The sequence below is a fragment of the Kushneria marisflavi genome, from assembly GCF_002157205.1.
Lineage (GTDB): Bacteria > Pseudomonadota > Gammaproteobacteria > Pseudomonadales > Halomonadaceae > Kushneria > Kushneria marisflavi.
The window spans coordinates 3,300,865-3,324,626 of sequence record NZ_CP021358.1 but is presented as its reverse complement, the minus strand read 5'-3'; the positions used below and the strand labels follow the sequence as shown (position 1 = coordinate 3,324,626).

The 23,762-nt window shown below is 57.7% G+C and carries 15 protein-coding genes and 5 tRNA genes; 14 read left to right on the top strand and 6 right to left on the bottom strand.

The window, feature by feature from the left end:
* Nucleotides 1-30: 30 nt before the first annotated feature.
* From B9H00_RS15085 to B9H00_RS15055, 7 genes are all read left to right on the top strand, one after another.
* Nucleotides 31-105 (top strand) — tRNA-Gln (locus B9H00_RS15085).
* A gap of 73 nt (nucleotides 106-178) precedes the next feature.
* Entirely contained in the window at nucleotides 179-1,120 is a 942-nt protein-coding gene (locus tag B9H00_RS15080) for a ribose-phosphate pyrophosphokinase (protein ID WP_174678732.1), read from the top strand.
* A 106-nt stretch (nucleotides 1,121-1,226) separates the two neighbouring features.
* The gene (locus B9H00_RS15075; RefSeq protein WP_086901340.1) at nucleotides 1,227-1,901 is read left to right on the top strand and encodes a 50S ribosomal protein L25/general stress protein Ctc; all 675 of its coding nucleotides are present in this window, start codon (nucleotides 1,227-1,229) and stop codon (nucleotides 1,899-1,901) included.
* A 129-nt stretch (nucleotides 1,902-2,030) separates the two neighbouring features.
* Nucleotides 2,031-2,618, top strand: a complete 588-nt coding sequence (pth, locus tag B9H00_RS15070) for an aminoacyl-tRNA hydrolase (RefSeq protein WP_086901339.1) — start codon at nucleotides 2,031-2,033, stop codon at nucleotides 2,616-2,618.
* 33 nt (nucleotides 2,619-2,651) lie between these two features.
* On the top strand, nucleotides 2,652-3,530 hold the full coding sequence (locus B9H00_RS15065) for a DMT family transporter (protein ID WP_211329665.1): 879 nt from the start codon (nucleotides 2,652-2,654) through the stop codon (nucleotides 3,528-3,530).
* Between the two features lie 95 nt (nucleotides 3,531-3,625).
* Entirely contained in the window at nucleotides 3,626-4,717 is a 1,092-nt protein-coding gene (ychF, locus tag B9H00_RS15060; RefSeq protein WP_086901338.1) for a redox-regulated ATPase YchF, read from the top strand.
* 61 nt (nucleotides 4,718-4,778) lie between these two features.
* A tRNA-Met gene (locus B9H00_RS15055) sits at nucleotides 4,779-4,855 on the top strand.
* A 60-nt stretch (nucleotides 4,856-4,915) separates the two neighbouring features.
* Here B9H00_RS15055 and B9H00_RS15050 read toward each other — a convergent pair.
* Nucleotides 4,916-6,223 carry a M18 family aminopeptidase gene (locus tag B9H00_RS15050; RefSeq protein WP_086901337.1) on the bottom strand — a complete coding sequence of 436 codons (1,308 nt, stop codon included), beginning with the start codon at nucleotides 6,221-6,223 and terminating at the stop codon, nucleotides 4,916-4,918.
* Nucleotides 6,224-6,360: 137 nt separating this feature from the next.
* On the opposite strand from B9H00_RS15050, the gene B9H00_RS15045 reads away from it, so the two are divergent.
* Nucleotides 6,361-8,565: a carboxy terminal-processing peptidase gene (locus B9H00_RS15045; protein WP_086901336.1), complete on the top strand. Its 2,205-nt coding sequence runs from the start codon at nucleotides 6,361-6,363 to the stop codon at nucleotides 8,563-8,565.
* 127 nt (nucleotides 8,566-8,692) lie between these two features.
* Here B9H00_RS15045 and B9H00_RS15040 read toward each other — a convergent pair whose 3' ends face one another.
* The 4 genes from B9H00_RS15040 to B9H00_RS15025 form a co-directional block, all read right to left on the bottom strand.
* On the bottom strand, nucleotides 8,693-8,881 hold the full coding sequence (locus tag B9H00_RS15040) for a hypothetical protein (protein ID WP_086901335.1): 189 nt from the start codon (nucleotides 8,879-8,881) through the stop codon (nucleotides 8,693-8,695).
* A gap of 472 nt (nucleotides 8,882-9,353) precedes the next feature.
* A tRNA-Asn gene (locus B9H00_RS15035) sits at nucleotides 9,354-9,429 on the bottom strand.
* A 20-nt stretch (nucleotides 9,430-9,449) separates the two neighbouring features.
* Nucleotides 9,450-9,525: transfer RNA gene (locus B9H00_RS15030), tRNA-Asn, on the bottom strand.
* 103 nt (nucleotides 9,526-9,628) lie between these two features.
* A tRNA-Met gene (locus B9H00_RS15025) sits at nucleotides 9,629-9,705 on the bottom strand.
* A 280-nt stretch (nucleotides 9,706-9,985) separates the two neighbouring features.
* Here B9H00_RS15025 and betI point away from each other — a divergent pair.
* The 3 genes from betI to betA all read left to right on the top strand — a co-directional run bounded on the left by betI (nucleotide 9,986) and on the right by betA (nucleotide 13,898).
* On the top strand, nucleotides 9,986-10,582 hold the full coding sequence (gene betI, locus B9H00_RS15020; protein WP_179947314.1) for a transcriptional regulator BetI: 597 nt from the start codon (nucleotides 9,986-9,988) through the stop codon (nucleotides 10,580-10,582).
* A gap of 51 nt (nucleotides 10,583-10,633) precedes the next feature.
* Entirely contained in the window at nucleotides 10,634-12,103 is a 1,470-nt protein-coding gene (gene betB, locus B9H00_RS15015) for a betaine-aldehyde dehydrogenase (RefSeq protein WP_086901333.1), read from the top strand.
* A gap of 91 nt (nucleotides 12,104-12,194) precedes the next feature.
* Complete coding sequence (gene betA / locus B9H00_RS15010) at nucleotides 12,195-13,898, top strand: choline dehydrogenase (RefSeq protein WP_086901924.1); 1,704 nt, start codon at nucleotides 12,195-12,197, stop codon at nucleotides 13,896-13,898.
* Between the two features lie 69 nt (nucleotides 13,899-13,967).
* On the opposite strand, the gene edd is transcribed toward betA, so the two are convergent.
* On the bottom strand, nucleotides 13,968-15,839 hold the full coding sequence (edd, locus tag B9H00_RS15005) for a phosphogluconate dehydratase (RefSeq protein WP_086901332.1): 1,872 nt from the start codon (nucleotides 15,837-15,839) through the stop codon (nucleotides 13,968-13,970).
* 322 nt (nucleotides 15,840-16,161) lie between these two features.
* Between edd and B9H00_RS15000 the strand changes: the two genes are divergently transcribed.
* From B9H00_RS15000 to B9H00_RS14990, 3 genes are read left to right on the top strand one after another with little or no spacing between them, the layout of a single operon-like run.
* Nucleotides 16,162-17,430 carry an efflux RND transporter periplasmic adaptor subunit gene (locus tag B9H00_RS15000; RefSeq protein ID WP_086901331.1) on the top strand — a complete coding sequence of 423 codons (1,269 nt, stop codon included), beginning with the start codon at nucleotides 16,162-16,164 and terminating at the stop codon, nucleotides 17,428-17,430.
* The gene (locus B9H00_RS14995) at nucleotides 17,427-20,564 is read left to right on the top strand and encodes a multidrug efflux RND transporter permease subunit (RefSeq protein ID WP_086901330.1); all 3,138 of its coding nucleotides are present in this window, start codon (nucleotides 17,427-17,429) and stop codon (nucleotides 20,562-20,564) included. Before B9H00_RS15000 ends, B9H00_RS14995 begins: the two co-directional genes overlap by 4 nt.
* Complete coding sequence (locus B9H00_RS14990; protein WP_086901329.1) at nucleotides 20,561-23,623, top strand: efflux RND transporter permease subunit; 3,063 nt, start codon at nucleotides 20,561-20,563, stop codon at nucleotides 23,621-23,623. Before B9H00_RS14995 ends, B9H00_RS14990 begins: the two co-directional genes overlap by 4 nt.
* Nucleotides 23,624-23,762 lie beyond the last annotated feature (139 nt).

Here is a 23,762-nt window from a genome sequence, read left to right as displayed (position 1 = left end):
TTGAACGTCAGCGCTTGCATCAAAGGTTACTGGGGTATAGCCAAGTGGTAAGGCACCGGTTTCTGGTACCGGCATTCCCAGGTTCGAATCCTGGTACCCCAGCCATCTCTTTTCGATGTCACTCACGTTTGACTTCAAACCACCCCGATTTTCTACAAGCGTCCAAAGGTGGCTGCGCGTGTCTAAACTGATGGTCTTCGCGGGGAACGCCAACCCCGAGCTTGCCCGCAAGGTGGCCGAGAGTCTTGATAATCGTCTGGGCCATGCCACGGTCGGACAGTTCAGCGATGGCGAGATCGCGGTCGAGATCAACGAGAACGTGCGCGGCAAGGACGTTTTTATCCTCCAGTCGACCTGTGCACCGACCAATGACAACCTGATGGAACTCATCCTGATGGTGGATGCCCTGCGTCGGGCAAGTGCGACTCGTATCACAGCTGTCGTCCCCTACTTTGGTTATGCTCGCCAGGACCGCCGTGTTCGCTCGGCGCGAGTCCCGATCTCTGCCAAGGTCGTGGCCGACATGATGGTCAAGGCCGGTGTGGATCGTGTCATGACCATGGATCTGCATGCCGACCAGATTCAGGGCTTTTTCGATGTCCCGGTCGACAACGTCTACGGATCGCCCATTCTGCTTGATGACATCGAGCGCCAGAATTACGACGACATTGCCATTGTCTCACCCGACGTTGGCGGCGTTGTCCGTGCCCGCGCCATCGCCAAGCAGCTCAACGCTGACCTTGCCATCATCGACAAGCGTCGCCCGTCTGCCAATCAGGCGCAGGTGATGCATATCATCGGTGATATCAAGGATCGTACCTGCGTACTGGTTGATGACATGGTTGATACCGCCGGCACCCTGTGCAAGGCCGCCGAAGCACTCAAGGCCCACGGCGCCCGTCGCGTACTGGCCTATTCGACTCATGCCATCCTGTCGGGCCCGGCCGTGGACAACATCACGAAGTCACAGCTCGATGAGCTGGTCGTGGCGGACACCATTCCGCTGTCCGAATATGCTCGCCGCAGCGGCAAGATTCGCCAGCTGTCGGTCGCCGGTCTGATTGCGGAAGCCATTCGCCGCGTCAGCAACGAAGAATCCGTCAGCGCGATGTTTCATTAAACTCGCGCCGGTAACCGCTTTCGCGTGATGCGAAAGCCCGATAAAACGGCACAGGTCTGGTCGCGGGCCGTGTCGTTTTCGACTTGAACCAATGAGGGTCCAACCCATGAAACATGATTATCAACTGACCGCTGTCGCTCGTACGGCGCTGGGGAAAGGTGCGAGCCGCCGCCTGCGTCGTGCGAACGAACGTGTCGCGGCCATCATCTATGGCGGCAGCGCCGAGCCGCAGCCGATCGCCATCGACAAGCCGGCCTTCTACAAGGCGCTTGAAGAAGAAGCCTTCTTCTCCTCCATCGTCAACATCGACATCGATGGCAAGAAGGAGCAGGTAGTTATTCGTGATCTGCAGCGTCACCCCTACAAGGAACTGATCACGCACGCCGACTTCATGCGCGTTGACGCCACTCACGAACTGACCATCACTGTTCCGCTGCACTTTGCAGGCGATGAAGAGTGCAAGGGCGTTCGCGAACAGGACGGTGTTCTGCACGTACTGGCCAACGACGTTGAAGTCAGCTGCCTGCCGGCCGACCTGCCCGAGTATCTGGAAGTCAATGTCGCCAACATGGAGCTGGGTGACACCCTGCACCTGTCCGACATTCCGATGCCGAAGGGCGTCACCGTCGTGGCGCTGACCCACGGTGAAGACCACGACACCGGTATCGTCACGATCACGCATCCGGATCGCGGCACCGATGACGCTGAAGGTGAAGGTGAACCGTCCTCCGACGTTCAGCGCACCGAAGCCGATAACGGCGGCGAGGGCGAACAGGTCTAAGGATGGCACCTGCCATCTGATGCCTGACGGCCGGTCGGGCCGGGCCCAGCGCTCGGCTCGACCGGCCGTTTCGTATTCTGGCCTGCATATACCGCAGGGCGTTGTGATGACAAAAAGCGAGAACGCCTCATGAGCGACATCAAAGCGATCATAGGTCTGGGCAATCCGGGCGCCCAGTACACGCAGACCCGCCATAATGCCGGTTTCTGGCTGATCGATGCGCTGGCCGGCCGCTATCACGCCACGCTTCGTTCCGAGCGCAAGCTGCTGGGCCATTACGCCCGCGCCAGCATTGAGGGCCGGGACATTCATCTGCTGGCCCCTTCTACCTGGATGAATCACAGCGGCCAGTCGATCGGCGCACTGGCAGCCTTTTATAAACTGCCCCCGGAGTCGCTTTTGGTGGTCCACGATGAGCTGGACCTGGCACCCGGGCTGGCACGCTACAAGCAGGGTGGCGGCCATGGCGGCCACAATGGGCTGCGCGACACCATCAATGCTCTGAGTCAGAACAAGAATTTTTATCGCCTCAGGCTCGGCATTGGCCATCCCGGCAGTGCCAGCCAGGTAGTCAACTATGTGCTGGGCGCTCCCGGCAAAAGTGAACGCCAGGCTATTGATGAGGCTATTGATGCCTCACTCGAAACCCTGCCATTGGCACTGGCCGGTGACTGGGCTCGCGCCATGAATCAACTCCACAGTTTCAGCGCAGCCTGAGCGGCGCGATTACCATCGCAGGAGTTGCCTGTCATGATGCTTGAACGCATGATCCCGCTGGCCTTTGTTGGCATCTGGTCAACCGGATTCATCGCCGCGCGACTGGTAGCGCCGTGGACCGATCCGCTCACCTTTTTATGCTATCGCTTTGCGCTCAGTGCGCTGGTCTTCGCGCTGATTGCGCAGGCCGTGGGCGCTCGCTGGCCAAGCGGGCGAGCGGCATGGACCAGGGCACTGGTGGTCGGTGTTTTGCTCCAGAGTCTCTATCTGGGCGGTGTTTTCTGGGCCGTCAATCGCGGCCTGCCAGCAGGCGTGGCCGCACTGGTGGTCGGGCTTCAGCCGCTGGCCACCACACTTTTTGCCGGCTCTATGCTCGATGAGCGCCCGGACACGCGCCAGTGGCTGGGCGTTTTCATTGGTCTCGTCGGTACCCTGCTGGTCCTGCTACCCGGCCTGCGTACGGACCTCGGCGAGATTGACCCCCTGCCACTGGTAGCCGTATTGATCGCCATGCTGAGCATTACCCTGGGCACCATCTGGCAAAAACGAACCACTCCCGGGTCCGATCTCCGTACCAACGCCGCCGTTCAGTTTATCGGCGCTTTCTTGGTGACCCTGCCCGTGGCATTGATGACCGAAAGCCTGCGTTTTGAATCAAACTGGCAATCATGGACAGGCCTTTTATGGTCGGTATTTGGCCTATCGGTAGGTGCCATCTCCCTGCTGCTGGTCATGATACGTCGAGGCTCGGTCTCAAGCGTGGCATCGCTTTTTTATCTGGTGCCCCCGGTCGTCGCCCTTTTGAGCTGGCTTTTGTTCAATGAAACGCTGGGTGCCCTGCAGGTAGGAGGCATGCTGCTGGCCGCATGTGGCGTAGGCCTTGTCAGCCGCCGCACCACATCTACACGGTAGCAAGGGCCCCTCGGCAACAGGTAAACTTCGCATCATCGCGAGCTGCACGGCGGCTCGAATCAATAACATCGCCCTACAATGCAGGATGCATCTCCATGGGATTCAATTGCGGTATCGTCGGCCTGCCCAACGTGGGTAAATCGACCCTTTTCAATGCTCTGACCAAATCAGGCATCGATGCAGAAAACTTTCCCTTCTGCACCATCGAACCCAATACCGGTATCGTCCCGATGCCGGACCCGCGCCTTGATCGGCTTTCCGAGATCGTCAAGCCCGAGAAGGTGATTCCGACGACCATGGAATTCGTGGATATCGCGGGCCTTGTCGCAGGCGCTTCCAAGGGTGAAGGACTGGGCAACCAGTTTCTGGCCAATATCCGGGAAACGGATGCCATCGCACATGTGGTCCGCTGCTTTGAGGATGACAATGTCATCCACGTGTCCAACCAGGTCGACCCGCGCGCCGACATCGAGACCATTAACATCGAACTGGCGCTGGCAGATCTGGACAGCGTCGAGCGCGGCATTCAGCGCCTGGCACGCGTTGCCAAGGGTGGCGACAAGGAAGCGCTGGCCAGCAAGGCGCTGCTGGAGCGCATCCAGCCTCACGTGGCAGAAGGTCAGCCGCTGCGCAGCTTCGGTTTGAGTGATGACGAAAAGAAGCTTCTAAAAGGCTTCGGATTTCTGACGCTCAAGCCGACCATGTACATTGCCAATGTTCATGAGGAAGGGTTCGAAAACAATCCTCATCTGGATATCGTCAATGCCATTGCGGCCGAAGAAGGCGCCGTGGTCGTCCCGGTCTGCAACAAGATCGAAGCCGAGATTGCCGAACTCGAGGAAGAAGAGCGTGCCATGTTCCTGGAGGAACTCGGCATGGAAGAGCCCGGACTCGATCGCGTTATTCGTGCCGGCTATGGCCTGCTGGGCCTTCAGACCTACTTCACGGCCGGCGTCAAGGAAGTGCGCGCCTGGACGGTTCCGGTGGGCGCCACCGCCCCGCAGGGTGCCGGCGTGATTCACACCGATTTTCAAAAGGGCTTCATTCGTGCCGAAGTCGTGGCGTACGAGGATTTTGTCGCACTTGGTGGTGAACAGGGTGCCAAGGAAGCCGGAAAATGGCGCCTGGAAGGCAAGGAGTATGTGCTCAAGGACGGCGATGTGGTGCATTTCCGCTTTAACGTCTAGAAACGTGAACGCAGCTCTTGACGCAACAACGCCCTTTGCGTAGTATGCGCTCCCGTTGCACGGCTACGTAGCTCAGCTGGTTAGAGCACATCACTCATAATGATGGGGTCCCCTGTTCGAATCAGGGCGTAGCCACCAGATATTAAAAAACGGCACCTTCGGGTGCCGTTTTTTTATGCCGGCTCTTTTTGACCACGTCTACACAAGCTGCTCGCGATTACAAAAGGCCGTCAAGGCGCGGATCAGATAATCCGGATCATGCGCCCCTGCCGTTTCACGAATGGAGTGCATCGCCCATTGGGCCAACCCGATATCGAGTGTGGGCACCCCGGTTCGTGTCGCCGTGAGCGGCCCGATGGTGGTCCCACAGGGCATATCGGCACGACTGACAAAGGTCTGTACCGGCACGTCCGCCTCACGACATATTTCGCGAAAAAGTGCGCCGGTGGCGGCATTGGTGGCGTAGCGCTGGCTGGCATTGACCTTGATGACCGGCCCCTGATTGAGTGCCGGCTGATGGCGCGCATCGTGCTTGTCGGGATAGCCTGGATGTACGGCATGTGCGTTATCACACGAAATCAGCCGCGACGACTGTAAAAGCCGGATACGCGCCTCGGCACCACCCTGCCCCTGCGCCTCGGACAGACGTGATACCACATCTCCAAGCAACGTGCCCTGCGCCCCGCCAGTACTGCCACTACCAATTTCTTCATGATCATTGGCGATGAAAAGTGCGCCCTGAGCGCCGTCACTTTCCATCAGCGCGCGCATACCGCAATAGCATGACAGCAGATTATCCAGTCGCGCCCCGCTGATCATTTCCCCTTCAAGCCCGAGCTGCGACGGTGGCTGCACGTCATAAAAGCTCAACTCATAGTCAACGATGCCGATATCATCAGAGTCGTATCGATCAGCCAGCCAGCGCTTGAGCAGCGATTCGATCGACGGCGGTGCCTGATCAGCTCCTGCCTGCCAGACCACGGGGGCCATTTGCGTCTGAGCATTAAGTGCCTTGCCCTGGTTGACGTCACGGTCCAGATGAATGGCAAGACTCGGAATGATGGCGACCGGCCGGTCAACCTGAAAGAGCTGCTCCTTGAGCCGACCTTCGCCATCACGCAGGTATACCCGGCCGGCAACGGCCAGATCGCGATCAAACCAGGGAGCCAGCAGAGCACCACCATAGACCTCGACGCCCAGCTGCATCCAGTGTGCCGACATCTGTACCGGTTGTGGTTTTAAACGTAGAGCCGGGCTGTCCGTATGAGCGCCAATCATGCGAAGCGCTTCAAGCGGGCCTTTTGGAAGCTGAAAGGCCACCAGCGCACCGCCGGCACGAGAACAGTAATAACGCTTGCCGGGCACAAGTTGCCATGGCCGGGTTTCATCCAGCGCTATAAAACCGGCAGCCTCAAGACGCGAAGCCGTCTCCTTGACTGCATGCCAGGGTGTAGGGGAACACTTGAGAAAATCGAATAAATCAGTAATTGTCGAGGAATGAAACACGTAATTCTCCCATACTACCTATCGGTGATCAGTACGTCGGGCTGCTACAATGACGGCCCTGCCTGCTGACCTGTAACAGATCCTTTTAATCTCATAACAGAACATAAAGTGTACATGAACCCGGGAGTGCTTCCTTGATGAGCCTGTTTGCCCCAGCCCGCAATATTGCGGTGTTCGCTCTGTGCCTTTTGACTGCCCTGCCCGCAATGGGTGATGAGGCAATCAAGCCGACCGACGAGGGGCGACAGGCGTCTCGCGAAGTCATTCAATCACTGGAATATGGCCACTATGAACCTGTAACGCTCAACAATGGCTGGTCGGACAAGGTCTTCAGCCGCATGCTGAAGCTGCTGGATTCCCAGCACGCCTATCTCACCCGCGAAGATATCGCGCAGTATGGCGATCTTCGAACAAGTCTTGATGAAATGCTGGTCGAAGGAGATCTGGATCGTGTTTATGCCTTCTACAATCTCTACCAGTCACGACTCGAAAATCGGCTTGAATGGTTAATTGACCGGCTTGAAAACCACCCCGATTTTGATTTCACGGGCAATGAGCGTTTGCCGACCAATCTTGAAGACGCCGATTGGGCAGAAAATCAGCAGGAACTGGATGACCTCTGGCGCAGGCGGCTTAAAAACGCAGCCCTGACCCTTTCGCTGGCCCCGGACACCTCACAGGATCAACCAGTAGTTGATACCAGCGTGCTTTCCGAAATTGTTACCGTTCCTGCTCAACCCTCGACCACCAGTTCGGCCGGAGATGACAGCGGCAAAACAATGACCAGCGAGAAGATCGCCAAACAGCTGGCCGATCGATACAAGAGTCAGCTGTCACGCGTCAAGCAGACCAATACCGAAGATGTATTGAGCGTTGTGCTCAATGCCGCCACAGGTTCCGTTGACCCTCATTCCGAATATCTTTCCCCAAGCCGCGGTGAATCCTTCGATATTCAGATGAAACTGTCACTGGAAGGGATTGGCGCCCTGCTCCAGCAGGACAGCGAATACGTTCGGGTTTCAAGCCTGGTATCCGGTGGCCCTGCCGAGCGCAGCGGACAGCTCAAGCCTGCCGATCGCATCGTGGCTGTAGGCGATGGTGACAAGGGAGAAATGATCAGCGTCATCGGCATGCGACTCGATGAGGTGGTCGAGCATATTCGTGGTCCGAAAGGCTCAAAGGTACGTCTGGAAATTATTCCGGCCAAGGCCGTTGATGTCACACAGACCCGCACCATCGAAATCACCCGTGACACCGTCAGTCTGGAAGATCAGGCGGCCAGTAGCCGGGTCATAGAATCTCATCGCAATGGAGAAACTCACCGCATAGGCGTTATCAAGGTGCCGGCCTTCTATGTTGACTTTGATGCCTATCAGGCGGGTGATAAAAACTATCGCAGCTCGACACGTGATGTCGCTCAGCTGATCGACAAGCTGAAAAAGCAAAACGTGGAAGGCATCGTGCTGGATATGCGTGGCAATGGCGGTGGTGCATTGCAGGAAGCGAATTCAATGGTGGGTCTGTTTATTGATCGCGGCCCTACCGTGCAGGTACGTGATGCTCGCGGCCGCATCAGTCTCTATGGCGACACGGATCGTGGCGCGGCCTATGACGGACCGCTGACTGTTCTGGTCGACAGGCTTTCAGCATCGGCATCGGAAATTTTTGCAGGCGCGATCCAGGATTATGGTCGTGGATTGATTCTGGGTAACCAGACCTTCGGCAAGGGGACGGTCCAGACACTCAGCGACCTGAGTCATGGCGAGCTGAAGCTCACCCGCGCCAAGTTCTATCGAATCTCGGGAGAAAGTACTCAGTTGCGAGGCGTAGAGCCGGACATCACTTTCCCCAGCCTGATCGACAAGGAAGAAATCGGGGAAAGCGCACTCGATAATGCCCTCCCCTGGGATACGGTACGACCGGTCAGCTACCGGATGTATGGCGAACCCTGGCAATTTGTCGAGCAGCTCAGGCAAAGACATGAACAGCGTGCTCAGAATAACCCCAATTTCCATTATTTAACGCGCGAAGCACAGCTGGCCGAGCAGTTTCAGGCCCAGAACAATACCGTGAGCCTCAACCGCGAGCAGCGAAAGCGAGAAATGGAAGCTCAGGAAGCCGAGCAGCTGGCGCTTGAAAACCAGCGACGCCGTGCCCTGGGCCTGCCGGAAATCGATACGTGGACCGATGCCCGCGATGAAGCCCTGCAGGCGGGAGAGGATTCAGAATATGAATCGCCCATTCAGCAGGCAGGGCTGGATGAAAGCGCCGAGATCCTGCTTGACTATGTTCTGCTGACGAACAAGGACAGCAAACCGGGATCTTCTGCCGGCCGACCGTGATCGGGGGGTTAAAAAAGGGCTGCCTGCTATGACAGGCAGCCCTTTTTCATGGCCAGAAAAACCATTTCATATATAAACTTACAACTCAAAAAAAGTAGTGTAATAAAAAGTACCAATCGAACTATAACTACTGCATGAGTTTTAATATTTTTATGGTGTCATGCTGACTCATATTATAGTTCTTCATAAGCGTTTCGAGCTCTTCAAGAAAGACAGGCCCTGCGGGCGCCTGCTTGTCGAGGCTTCTCAGCATCTCACCAAGCTGATTATCAAGTGACCACTTGTCCTTGATGGACAGGTTTCTCTCACGAGGCATTCTTCTACATTCCTGAAATTATTGATGACGCGTATGAAGGTAATGGTGCCACAGATACGAATATACAATGCGGCAGACAAATAAATAGCGCGGCGAATATCGACTCGACACATTAGCACAAACGACAAGGCAATATGAAAGTCTGCTAATCAGTACTCGAAAAGTTCATCTCGCCCGGCAATAAAGCGCTACAAGCCAGGATGAACCGATTCAAGAGATAGTGATGCAGGGAAAAGACAGCAAGAATCGTTTTCAGCCACAGACGGATATTTCTTATAACAAAGGCGATTTATCGAGTCAAACGAGCAAAGAAAGGGTTTTTAAATAAGCGACCGAAATGTTCAAATTAAATAATTTGAATATAATAGCAGAAAAGAAGAATTTTAATAAAAATGGCAGGAATATCTATCTAACAGGAAAAGACGATAGGAGGAATTTTGATATTACAGGTTTGCCATAAACCGGCAATTGATGGCTCCCTGAGCAGGACTCGAACCTGCGACCCAATGATTAACAGTCATTTGCTCTACCAACTGAGCTATCAGGGAACAACAGTATCAGAATTTAGTGGCTCCCCGAACAGGACTCGAACCTGTGACCCAATGATTAACAGTCATTTGCTCTACCAACTGAGCTATCGGGGAATGTCTTCCGAATACGCGGCGTAGTATACGTATTTCAGAAAAAACGTCAAGGCCCTGATAAGACCTCGGCATTATTAATGACAACAATAATAATGCCTGTCGCTGGTGGCTACGCCCTGATTCGAACAGGGGACCCCATCATTATGAGTGATGTGCTCTAACCAGCTGAGCTACGTAGCCATGCGACCGGGCGTATTGTACAGAAGCACTACCGGCATGCCAATCCTTTCAACACTCACTCGAGCACTATCTTCAAAAGGCATGTTCAGCAAGCTGGTTTCACTACGATGGCAGGTTCAAGAAAGCTCACCCTGCAAGCCATGTGGGTTTATTCTTTACTAAGTCATGTAACGTGCCAATCCAGACACTCAGCGTTGGCTACCATTTTATTGATTGATCGTTCAATAAAAAATGGCTACCCTGAATCTCATACAGGCTTACACAACAGGAGAGGCCACCAGTGCCCAAGGTAGGTATGGAGCCCATTCGTCGGCAACAACTGATTGATGCCACCATGGCAACAATCGATGAAGCAGGCCTGGCCGACAGCACCATCATGCAGATCTCGCGGCGAGCAGGCGTTTCTGCCGGCATCATCAGCCACTACTTTGGCGGCAAGGACGGGCTTCTTGAAGCCACCATGCGCCACATCCTCACCGATCTTGGCGCATCGGTAGCTCGACGACGGGACACCCTGAGTGGCAGTGATGCCAGAGAACATCTCTACGCCATTGTGGAGGGCAACTTTGACCGCAGCCAGGTCAGTCAGGCGGTCATGAAGACATGGCTGGCCTTCTGGACCACCAGCATGCACAAGCCGGATCTACAACGACTGCAGCGGGTCAATGATCGTCGCCTGTATTCCAATATCAGCTATCAGTTCAGAAAACATCTGACGCTTGACAGGGCACGCACGGCCGCCCGCGGACTGGCAGCCCTCATTGATGGCCTGTGGCTGCGCGGTGCGCTATCGCCCGAGAAATTCGATATTTCAAACGCAATATGGCTTGCCTGTCGCTATGTTGATGAACAGCTTGATGGCAACGATACCGCCTGACGCCATATGAACTTTTGGCACTTTAAACCCATATTTATCCGGGAGAACCTCATGGCCGTTTTCGATACTCAACAGCTTTATATTGATGGCAAACGCGTTGATGCGACCTCTGGTGAAACCTTTCAGTCCATTAACCCTTACAACGGTGAGGTACTGGCCGAAATTCAACAGGCCTCTCGGGAAGATGTCGATCGGGCCGTTGAATCGGCAAGGCGTGGTCAGAAGGTCTGGGCCGCGATGACCGGCGTGGAGCGCGCTCGCGTTCTCAATCGTGCGGTGACCCTGCTGCGCGAAAGAAACGACGACATCGCGCGTATCGAATCGATGGACACGGGTAAACCCCTGAGCGAAACCACGGCCGTGGACATTGTCACCGGCGCCGACCAGCTCGAGTATTACGCCGGCCTTGCCGCCGCCGTCGAGGGCGAGCAGATTCCCATTCGCTCAGATTCCTTTGCCTATACACGGCGAGAACCGCTCGGCGTATGCGCCGGTATCGGTGCCTGGAACTACCCGATCCAGATTGCCTGCTGGAAATCAGCGCCGGCACTGGCCACCGGCAACGCCATGATCCTCAAACCCAGCGAAGTCACCCCGCTGACCACACTGATGCTGGCCGAAATATTCACTGAAGCCGGCCTGCCCGATGGGGTTTTCAACGTGGTACAGGGCGATGGCCGCGTCGGCGCCATGCTGACCGAGCATCATGGCATCGACAAGATCTCCTTTACCGGCGAGGTGGGTACCGGCAAGAAGGTCATGTCCTCCTCGGCCTCTTCCTCCCTGAAGGAAGTCACCATGGAGCTGGGCGGCAAATCTCCCCTGATTGTCTTCGCCGATGCTGATCTGGACCGCGCCGCGGATGGCGCCATGATGGCCAACTTTTACTCTACCGGTCAGGTCTGCACCAACGGCACTCGTGTATTTGTCGAGCGCTCAATCAAGGAAGCCTTCGAGGCAAAACTGCTTGAGCGGATTGAACGTGTAAAAGCCGGAGATCCTATGGAGCCGTCGATCAATTTCGGTCCACTGGTCAGCTTTGAACACATGGAAAAGGTCTGTGAATATCTTGAGGCCGGCAAACAGGATGGCGCACGCCTGCTGACAGGCGGTGACCGTCTTACCGATGGCGAATTTGGCAAGGGTGCCTTTGTGGCACCGACCATTTTCACCGATTGCTGGGACGACATGAGGATCGTGAAAGAAGAGATCTTCGGTCCCGTCATGTCGATTCTGGCCTTTGATGATGAAGAAGAGGTCATCCGTCGCGCCAATGACACAGAGTACGGCCTGGCCGCCGGCCTGTTCACTGAAGGACTCAACCGCGCGCATCGCGTCGTGCACCAGCTTGAAGCCGGCATCTGCTGGGTCAATACCTGGGGCGACAGCCCGGCACAGATGCCGGTAGGCGGTTACAAGCAATCCGGCGTGGGGCGCGAAAACGGTCTGCTGACGCTTGCACACTACACGAAGGTCAAGTCGATCCAGATCGAAATGGGCCCTTTTGAGTCGGCGTTCTAAACACGGCGATGTCCCGTTTTAACAAGACGCAGGCACACGCGACATGCCTGCCTTTTTCGATTACCTGATCAAGGCACGCCAGGAGGGCTCTATGGCTCACACTCGTGAATATGACTACATCATCATCGGTGCCGGTTCAGCCGGCAATGTGCTCGCTGCGCGTCTGACCGAAGACGATGATGTCACTGTTTTGCTGCTGGAAGCCGGTGGCCCGGACTACCGACTGGACTTTCGTACCCAGATGCCGGCAGCACTGGCCTATCCGTTACAGGGCAAACAGTACAACTGGGCTTTTGAAACCGACCCCGAACCCTTCATGAATAACCGCCGCATGGAGTGTGGTCGCGGCAAGGGTCTGGGTGGCTCATCACTGATCAACGGCATGTGCTATATCCGCGGCAATGCCATGGACCTGGAGGGCTGGGCCGAGCTGCCTGGTCTTGAAGGCTGGAGCTATGCCCACTGCCTGCCCTACTACAAGAAGGCCGAAACCCGCGATATCGGTGGCAATGACTATCACGGTGATCATGGCCCGGTGCAGGTAGCGACCCCCAGGCCGACCACCAACCCGGTCAACCGCGCCTTTATTGAAGCCGGCAAGCAGGCAGGTTACGGTGAAACCGATGATCTCAATGGCTACAAGCAGGAAGGCTTCGGGCCGATGGATCGTACCACCACGCCCAACGGGCGACGCTCCTCGACGGCCCGGGGCTATCTGGACATTGCGCGTCATCGCAGCAATTTGACCATCGAAACCCATGCGACGACCGATCGCATCCTGTTCGAAGGTAAACGGGCCACAGGCGTTGCCTACTCACGCAAGGGTCATAATGAGCAGGTTCGTGCCCGTCGCGAAGTGCTGCTGTGCGCAGGCGCCATCGCCTCCCCGGCCATACTGCAGCGCTCCGGGGTCGGTGACCCTGAATGGCTTGAAGAGATGAGCATTGACGTAGTGCATGCCCTGCCGGGGGTGGGCAAGAATCTGCAGGATCATCTGGAGATGTACATTCAGTACGAGTGCAAGCAGCCCATCACGCTTTATTCGGCACTGAAGTGGTACAACCAGCCCAAAATCGGCGCGCAGTGGCTGTTTCAGGGCAAGGGAATCGGGGCCAGCAACCAGTTCGAGGCCGGGGGATTCATTCGCACCGACGAAGGTGAATCCTGGCCCAATCTGCAGTATCACTTCCTGCCCTGCGCGATCAGCTACAACGGCAAGAGCGCAGTAGAAGCCCATGGCTTTCAGGCCCACGTCGGCTCCATGCGCTCAAAAAGCCGTGGCCGGATCAAAATCAAATCGCGCAATCCCTCGGAGGCGCCCAGCATCCTCTTTAATTACATGAGCGAGGAGCGCGACTGGGAAGAATTCCGGGACGCCATCCGCGTGACGCGGCGCATCATTGAACAGCCGGCCATGGATCCATATCGCGGTCGTGAAATTGCCCCCGGTCCGGACATTCAGAGTGACGAACAGCTTGATGAGTTTGTCCGCAATCATGCCGAAACCGCCTATCACCCCTGCGGCAGCTGCCGAATGGGCGAAGGCCCGGAGGCCGTGGTCGACGCCCAGGGGCGTGTACACGGCATGGAAGGTCTGCGCGTGATTGATGCCTCGCTGATGCCCGTGATCGTGACCGGCAATCTGAACGCCACCACCATCATGATGGCGGAGAAACTCTCCGATGTGGTGCGTAGCCGTAAGCCACTGCCCGCGCTGACCGAGGTGCCCTTCTACACGGCGCAAAAGCCCCATCAAAACGCCCGTGAGGCCGAGACAGTCAAGGCGACCCAATAGAGCCTGAAGCAGCCTTTCAATAAAAACACCGGGCGAAGGCCCGGTGTTTTTTCATGCGTAATGCTCGACTCAGGACAAAGCGTGCTGTCGCTCATCTGCTGACATGGACGTGACTTCAGCTGCCTCGAAGCCGCCAAACGTGCTGGCGCCCTCCTCGGCACTGCCGACAAGGTGGCGCATGCCGGCAAACATTTCACGCCCCAGACCATGATGATACTGCTCGAGATCTGCCTGGGCGCAGGGCCGCGCGGCAAATTCCTCGGCATCCATCAGCACCTCAAGATGACCACTGACCGAGTCCAGCCGAACCATATCACCATCTCTCAATCGGGCCAGAGGCCCGCCATCCATTGCTTCGGGCGTCATATGGATTGCAGCAGGCACCTTGCCGGATGCACCGGACATGCGGCCATCCGTCACCAGTGCGACTCGAAAGCCTCGATCCAGCAGAGAGCCGAGATAGGGCGTGAGCTTGTGAAGCTCGGGCATTCCGTTGGCACGCGGCCCCTGGAACCGAACCACGGCGATGACGTCGCGCTCGAGTTCACCATGATTGAAGGCGGTCTTGAGCGCTTCCTGATCGGCAAACACCCTGACGGGCGCCTCGATAATGCGAAACTCGGGCTTGACCGCCGAGACCTTGATCACACCGCGACCAAGGTTGCCATCCAGTACCGCCAGCCCGCCCGTGGGTGAAAAGGGATGCTCGATATCCGTCAGCACACCCGGATCAAGGCTTTGTATCAGGCCTTCACGCCAGACCAGCTGATCTCCTTCAAGGAAAGGTTCCTGCGTGTAGCTTTCCGCCAGCGTTTTACCCGTGGCAGTCAGGATGTCACCGTGCAGCAACCCGCCCTTGAGCAGTTCCCGGATCAAGACGCTCATGCCACCCGCCGCATGGAAGTGGTTTACATCCGCCTGCCCGCTCGGATAAACATGCATCAGACTGGGCACCACCGCGGAAAGCTCATCAAAGTCATCCCAGTTCAGGGTAATGCCGGCCGCGCCTGCCATGGCAATCAGATGAAGGGTGTGGTTGGTAGAGCCACCCGAGGCCAGAAGACCCACCAGAGCATTGACAATGGCGCGTGCATCAATCTGCTGCCAGAAGGGTAGATATCCCCCGCCCGGTTCGGAGTTCTTGATCGCCCGCTCGGTGGCATGCACTGTCAGGGCATCACGCAGTGGCGTGTTCGGATTCACAAACGATGATCCCGGCAGATGCAGCCCCATGATCTCCATCATCAGCTGATTGGAGTTGGCCGTACCATAAAAGGTACAGGTACCCGGCGCATGGTAGGAGGCAGACTCCGACTCCAGCAGCTCGGCTCGCCCAACCTTGCCTTCGGCAAATTTTTGTCGAATCCGCGCCTTTTCCTTGTTGGGCAGCCCGCTGGGCATGGGGCCTGCGGGAACAAAGACGGCCGGCAGATGCCCGAATCGGGCAGCAGCAATGAAAAGACCGGGGATGATCTTGTCGCAGACCCCTAGAAAAAGGGCCGCATCGAACATGTTGTGAGAAAGTCCGATGGCAGCACCACGAGCAATGCTGTCACGTGAAAATAGCGACAACTCCATGCCCGGCTGGCCCTGGGTGACCCCATCACACATGGCCGGCACACCACCGGCCACCTGTGCCGTTGATCCCATGCGACGGGCCGCTTCACGGATGACATCGGGAAAGCGCTCAAAGGGCTGATGGGCCGAAAGCATATCGTTATAGGAAGTGATGATGCCCAGATTGGCGCTGTTGGTCAGCTTGAGCTGCTGCTTGTCTGAAGCGCTACAGGCGGCAAAGCCATGGGCCAGATTGCCACAGTCGAGTGCACCACGATGAACGCCCCGGCGATGCTGTGCCTGCATGCGAGCTTCATACAGGGCACGTCGAGAGGCGGATCGCTCAATGATGCGCTGGGTTACGCGGGTCAGGGTGGTGTGCATGAAAACCTCACCTGTCACGGTCTCAAGTAGGAAGGGATCAGTCTATTCGAATTGTCTCACGTGTGTAGTTAAACTACATTTCATGCCCATTACAATGGCCTGACGACAGTTCACCTTTCAGGTCAGAAGTTTTGACGATGCGTTAGACTGATCCCCTTTAAATATAAAATGGCGTTTCATGGGTCATTGACCGCCTCGCAAAAGAGGCCCTGATTACTTCAGCCATCCGCAACGCAAATATTATCCTGATATTTTCCGCCCACAGGCACCCAATGAGTGACCTGTCGCGCGAAAACAGCCGCCTGACAACGGAAGTGAATGCATGTCTCATTCTTCAACGCACCGTGTTGCCATCAAGCGTGTGATTTTATGGACGCTACTGATTCTGATCGGTCTTATCGCACTGTGGTGGTTTTTTCTACGCGCCAGTCCGGACAGCAAGGACGATGCAGCAACCGGTGCCGCCATGCCTCGTACCGCAGTGGCCGCCGTTCCCGCGCGGCAGGGCGACTTTCCGATCACCCTGAGCGCGCTGGGTACCGTGCGTTCGCTTTCAAGCATCGACATTCGTCCGCGAGTCGAGGGCGAGCTGGTATCGGTCGACTTCAGGGAAGGCCAGCGTGTCGACAAGGATCAGGTGCTGGCCCATATCGATGACCGTACTTACCAGGCACAGCTGGCTCAGGCCAATGCCGAATTGACACAGAATCAGGCACAGCTGGCCACCGCACGCGAAGACCTCAAGCGCTATGAGAATCTGATCAGGGGCAATAATGTCTCGCGGCAGGATCTGGCCACCCAGCGTCAACTGGTTCGACAGTACGAAGGGGCCGTGGCAGCCTCTCGCGCCAGCGTGCAGGATGCCCGTGTTCAGCTGGGCTACACCACCCTGCGTGCCCCGGCTGCAGGCACCATTGGTCTTCGCAATGTAGATCCCGGCAATATCGTCTCCACCGGTGATGACAATCCCATCGCCACGCTGACCTCGCTGGATCCCATCTCGGTCGTCTTCTCCCTGCCGGGCCAGTACCTCTCCCGAATTCACAACAGCATGCAGCAGGGCCCCATGATGGTCAGTGTCATGGATGACAGCGCGACCGATACGATCACCAGAGGCGAGCTGACCAGCATCGACAGTGCCATTAATACCGACACCGGCACGGTTCGACTGCGCGCGAGGCTCAATAATGACGAGCAGCAGCTCTTTCCCAACGCCTTTGTCAATGTGGAACTCACTCTGACCACGCTGAAGAACGTGGTGATCGTTCCCGAAACCGCCATTCAGAACAGCGAAGCCGGCAACCACGTCTATGTGGTGGACGACAGCGACAAGGTGCACCAGCGCAGCGTCACCGTAGGGGCCAGTGATGATCTGCATGCCGTGATCGACTCGGGGCTCAAGGTCGGCGAGCGTGTGGTGGTGGATGGTGTGGATCGCCTGCGCGACGGCGCCAGCGTCAATGTGGTCAGCAACAATCTGCCGGGCGAGCGCGATAGTCCGAAATCCGCGCCACCAGCGGGCGAATCGACCAATGAAGGGCAGATCAAGGCGACGGACACTTCCGCCGGCGAGGATGATCAACCGTCATGAACCCGTCGCGTCTTTTTATTGTTCGACCGGTTGCGACATCGCTGATCATGCTGGCCATCCTGCTGGCCGGCGTCATGGCCTATCGTCTGCTGCCGGTGGCTTCCCTGCCGGAGGTGGACTACCCCACCATTCAGGTCACAACGCTCTATCCCGGGGCCAGCCCCGAGATCATGCTCTCCAATGTCACCTCGCCGCTGGAGGATCAGCTCGGCCAGATTTCGGGGCTGGAGGACATGCGTTCGACCAGCACCGGCGGTGCGTCACTCGTGACCCTGCGATTTGGTCTCGACAGCGATCTGGGCGTGGCCGAACAGGACGTGCAGGCCGCCCTCAATCAGGCCAGCAACCTGCTCCCGGATGACCTGCCGATGCCGCCCAGCTACAGCAAGGTCAACCCGGCGGATGCGCCGGTCATGACGCTGGCCGTGCGCTCGGACAGCCTGCCGCTGACGCGGGTCTATGACCTGGTGGACACCCGGCTGGTACAGCGGCTTTCCCAGGTCAATGGTGTGGGTCTGGTATCTCTGTCAGGCGGGCATGAACCCGCCATTCGCATCGATGGCGATGCACGCCGTATGGCCGCACACGGTCTGGATATGGAGGCAGTGCGCAATGCCATTGCCGCCGCCAACGTCAATCAGCCCAAGGGCACACTGTATGGCCCCTACCGGGCGCTGACGGTCGATGCCAACGACCAGCTCACCTCGCCCGATCAGTACGGCGATCTGATCGTCAAATATGACAACGATATGCCGCTGCGTCTGCGCGATATCGCAAGCGTTCACGAGGGCTCGGAAAACGCCTGGCTGACGGCCTGGGCCGATCGCGATCCGGCGCTGATCATCAGCGTTCAGCGCCAGCCCGGTGCCAATGTCACCAGCGTGGTCGATGACATCCGTCGCCAGCTGCCCGAACTGCAGGCGAGCCTGCCGGACAGCGTGGATGTGTCAGTGCTCAGCGACCGTACCCAGACCATCCGCGCCTCGGTCGAGGATACCCAGTTCGAACTGGTGCTGGCCGTGGGGCTGGTCATCCTTGTCACCTTTTTGTTTCTGCGGAACATCCCGGCCACCCTCATCCCGAGTCTGGCCGTCCCCATGTCGCTGATCGGCACCTTTGGCGTCATGTATCTGGCCGGCTTCAGCCTCAACAATCTCACGCTGATGGCGCTGACGATCGCCACCGGCTTTGTCATCGACGATGCCATCGTGGTGCTTGAAAACATCATTCGCTATCTGGAAAAGGGCGAAAAACCCATTGATGCCGCACTCAAGGGTGCCCGCCAGATCTTTTTCACCATCATCTCGTTGACGGTATCGCTGGTGGCGGTGCTGATCCCGCTGCTGTTCATGCAGGATGTGGTCGGGCGTCTGTTCCGTGAATTTGCCATTACGCTGGCCGTGGCCATCGTGATCTCGGCGTTCATTTCGCTGACGCTGACGCCCATGCTGTGCGCGAAAATGCTCAAGGCACGCGCCCCCGGCAATGATTGCGATCAGGGCGACGAGATACACGGCGAAAGCTACGCCGGTTTTTTCGGGCGACTGCTGCGCCTTTATGACCGCGGGCTTCAATGGGTACTACGTCATCAGGGGCTGACGCTGGCCGTCGCTGTCATGACCTTTGCCATAACGGCGCTTTTATATCTGGCCATTCCAAAGGGCCTTTTCCCTCAGCAGGATACCGGCGCCATTCGCGGCATCAGCGAGGCGGATCAGTCCATCTCCTTTGACGCGATGGCCGAGCATCAAAAGGCGCTGGCCGACATTATTCTCAAGGACCCTGCAGTGGAGAGTCTCTCCTCGACCATCGGGGTGAATGAAGACAACAGCACCCTCAACACCGGGCGCTTTCAGATCAATCTCAAGCCACTGGCCGACCGGGACGGTGTGCAGGACATCATCCATCGCCTCAACGAAAAGAGCCGCTCCGTGGCCGGCATGCGCCTCTACCTGCAGCCTTTGCAGGATCTGACCCTGGATGACAATGTCAGCCGCTATCAGTACCAGATGTCAGTCACCAACAATGACTCCGAACTGCTGTCACACGATGTCGACGCGCTGATCCAGCAGATTCGCCAGTCGCCGGCCATTTCCGGCGTGGCTTCGGACCTGCAGGATCGCGGTCTGCAGCTCTATCTGGACATTGACCGTGATCGCGCCAGCCGGCTGGGCATCAGCGTCAGCGATATCGATGCCACGCTGTATAACGCCTTTGGCCAGCGCCTGATCTCGACCATCTTTACCCAGTCCAACCAGTACCGGGTGGTCATGAATGTCGCCAATGACCAGCAGCGCGGCCCCTCGGCGCTGGACCGTCTTTATCTAGAGGCTGACAGCGGTGACATGGTGCCGTTGACGTCACTGGTCAGCATCGAACAGCGCTATACGAGCCTGTCGCTGTCACGGCAAAACCGCATTGCGGCCGCCAACGTCTCCTTTGATGTGGCGCCAGGTTACTCCCTGTCCCAGGCCTTCGATGCCATCGATCAGGCCCGCCAGCAGGCAAATGTCGATCGGGATACGCAGCTGGCCTATCAGGGCGCCGCACTCGGATTTGCCGGCTCCACCAGCAACACGCTGTTGCTGATTCTGGCTGCCGTGGTCGTGATGTACATCGTGCTGGGCGTGCTCTATGAGAGCTACATTCACCCGCTGACCATCCTCTCCACCCTGCCCTCGGCGGCCATCGGGGCACTGCTGGCGCTGATGGTCACCGGCAACGACCTGGGCATGGTCGGCATCATCGGCATCATTTTGCTGATCGGAATCGTCAAGAAAAACGCCATCATGATGATCGATTTTGCCCTCGACGGTCAGCGACGTCAGGGACTTTCGCCAGGTGAGGCGATCTATCGGGCAGCGCTTTTACGCTTTCGCCCCATCATGATGACCACCTTTGCCGCACTGTTCGGCGCCATTCCCCTGATGCTTTCCAGCGGTTTCGGCTCGGAACTGCGTCAGCCGCTGGGGCTGGCCATGGTAGGCGGTCTGCTGGTCAGTCAGCTTCTGACGCTGTTTACCACGCCGGTCATCTATCTGTACTTTGACCGTTTGGCCGGTCGATGGAGCACTCGCCGTGATGACCCGGTCGCCGATGGCAATGTTCCCGACACCAATGGGCGCGCCTCATGAGTCTGTCGTCGCCCTTCATTCAGCGCCCGATTGCCACCTCGCTTCTGACGCTTGCCATCATTCTGGGTGGGCTGCTCTCCTACGTACGCCTGCCGGTGGCACCGCTTCCAGCGGTGTCCTTCCCGACCATCCTGGTCACGGCCAGCCTGTCCGGGGCCAACCCGGAGACCATGGCCTCAACGGTGGCCACGCCGCTTGAACGTTCGCTGGGCCAGATTGCCGGGATCACCCAGATGACCTCGTCGAGCTCGGAAGGCTCGACAAGCGTGATCATCCAGTTCGAACTGGAAAAGGACGTCAACGAGGCGGCGCGGGAAGTCCAGGCGGCCATCAATCGAGCCGAGGCGCTGCTGCCTACCGCCATGACCAGCTCTCCCCGGCTTCGAAAGCTCAACCCGGCCGACTCGCCCATCATGCTGTTGTCGCTGACCAGCGCCGAGATCGACAAGGGTACCCTCTATAATCTGGCCGATCAGGACATTGCTCCGCGCATTGCACAGGTAGATGGCGTCTCTCGCGTCAGCGTTGGCGGCAGCTCCTCACCGGCCATGCGAATCACGCTCAATCCACGCAAGCTCGAGAATGCCGGTATCAGCCTTGACCGGGTTCGAGAGGCCATCAATGCGGCCAACAGTAACCAGCCCACCGGTTTCACGGAAGATGACCGGTACCGCTGGAGCATCCATACCGACTCGCAGATGTTCGATCCGCAGGGCTATCGCGACCTGATCATTGCCAGAGATGGTGATCACACCCTGCGTCTGGGCGATGTTGCCGACGTCGAAAAAAGTGTCGAGGATATCTACAACGTCGGTTTTTATAACCGCCAGCCGGCCGTCGTCATCGTGGTCAGCCCGGCAACCGATGCCAACGTGATCGAAACCATCGACCGCATCAAGGCGCGCCTGCCCGGCATCCGTGCCGCGCTTCCTGCCAGTGCCGACCTTCACACCGTGCTGGATCGCTCCCCGGGTATCCGAGCGTCGCTGCAGGAGACCCAGATCACCCTGATACTGGCCGTATTCCTGGTGGTCATGGTGGTATTTGTCTTTTTGCGCAATCCGCGGGCCACGCTGATTCCCACCGCCGTCATCCCGGTATCGCTGCTGGGCACCTTCATGGTGATGTATCTGCTGGGCTACTCGCTCAATACGCTCTCACTGATGGCGCTGATCATTGCCATCGGCTTCGTGGTGGATGACGCCATCGTGGTGGTGGAAAACATTGCCCGGCATATTGAAGCGGGCATGAAGGTCAGAGAGGCTGCCCTGCTGGGTGCCCGTGAAGTGGGCTTTACGGTCCTGTCGATGAGCGTGTCTCTGGTTGCCGTGTTCGTTCCCCTGCTGTTTCTGGGCGGGTTTATCGGTCGGCTCTTTCACCAGTTTGCCGTCACGCTGGCCACCGCCGTCATGGTTTCGCTGCTGGTCTCGCTGACCCTGACCCCGATGCTGTGTTCACGCTGGCTGAAGCTCCCTACTCATGCCCGTCCACCCGGCCGATTCCAGCATCTGATCGAGCGCAGTGGGCAGCGCATTCTGGCAGGCTATGAACGCTCGTTGAATGTGGCCCTGCGCCATCGACGCATGACACTGTTGTCACTGGTGGCCGTAATCGTGCTCAACGGGTTTTTATATGTGCATATCGACAAGGGATTCGTACCCGATCAGGACACAGGACGACTGATCGGCGCCATGCGCGGCGATCAAAGCATTTCGTTTGATGCCATGTCGGCCAAGCTGAACATGGCGCGCGATCGCCTACTGGCGGACGATGCCGTGAGCAGTGTACTGGGCTTTCTGGGCGGCAGCGGCCCGGGGGGTGGTGGCGTCAACTCCGCCACGCTGTTTGTGACGTTGAAGGAAGACCGGACGGGCGACACCAATGCCAACGGCAACCGGCTCTCCGCCTTGATGGGCGATATCCCGGGGGTACAGGTGTTCATGCGCGGTCTGCAGGACCTGCGCATGGGCGGGCGCTCCTCAAGCAACAGCCAGTACGAGCTGACGCTTAAAAGTGATGATCTTTCGCTGCTGAGGGAATGGTCACCGCGTGTGGAGCAGGCTATGCGGGGTATCCCCGAAATCACCGGAGTAGACAGCGACAGTCGCAATGGCGGTCAGGCCATCAAGCTGGTGGTGGACCGCGATCGGGCCGCGCGACTGGGACTGAGCATGCGTGATATCGACACCCTGTTGGGCAACGCCTTCGCTCAGGGGCAGATTTCAAGCGTCTATCAGGGAACAAATCAGTATTACGTGGTACTGGAAGTGGCCCAGAAGTGGCAGCGCTCGGCCAGAGCGCTGGAGATGATGCACATCATCAACGATGACGGCAGCCCCGTGCCGCTATCAGCCTTCAGCCATTACGAACGCAGCACCAGCCCGGTCAGCGTCAACCATCAGGGGCAGTTTGCCGCCACCACGGTGTCGTTCAATCTAAGTGATGGGGTTTCCCTATCCGAGGCGACCAGCCTTATCAGTGACCGGCTCGACCGCCTGCATCTCCCCACCGACCTTCAGGCGGATTTCGAGGGCAGTGCCGCCAGCTTCCAGAGCGGGGTAGAAGCCATGCCCTGGTTGATACTGGCGGCCCTGGTCACGGTCTATCTGGTGCTGGGCATTCTCTATGAGAGCTACATCCATCCACTGACCATCCTGTCCACCCTGCCCTCCGGCGGGATCGGCGCACTGCTGGCGCTGATGCTTCTGGACAAGCCCTTCACCCTGATCGCGCTGATCGGCATCATCCTGCTGATTGGCGTGGTCAAGAAAAACGCCATCATGCTGGTCGACTTTGCCCTGAACGCCGAGCGCGAGCGTGGGCTGTCATCACAGGACGCCGTGCGCGAGGCCGCTCTGGTGCGCTTTCGCCCTATCATGATGACGACCCTTGCCGCCATTCTGGGTGCCCTGCCCTTGATGTTCGGTACGGATGAAAACGCCGCATTGCGCGCGCCTCTGGGCATTTCCATCGTGGGCGGCCTGATCGTCAGCCAGCTTCTAACGCTTTATACCACCCCCGTGGTCTATCTCTATCTGGACCGTCTGAGACGTCGTTGACCTTCTGATATAGCCCTCCTGCACTGATGTGCCCTTGCCGATGGTGGCAAGGGCCGTAGTATCCGGCTCATGAAATGGCAGTCGTATCCTTTCTTCTGTTCATGAACAGTGTTTATTGCCTCGTTTGCGAATGGTAAGT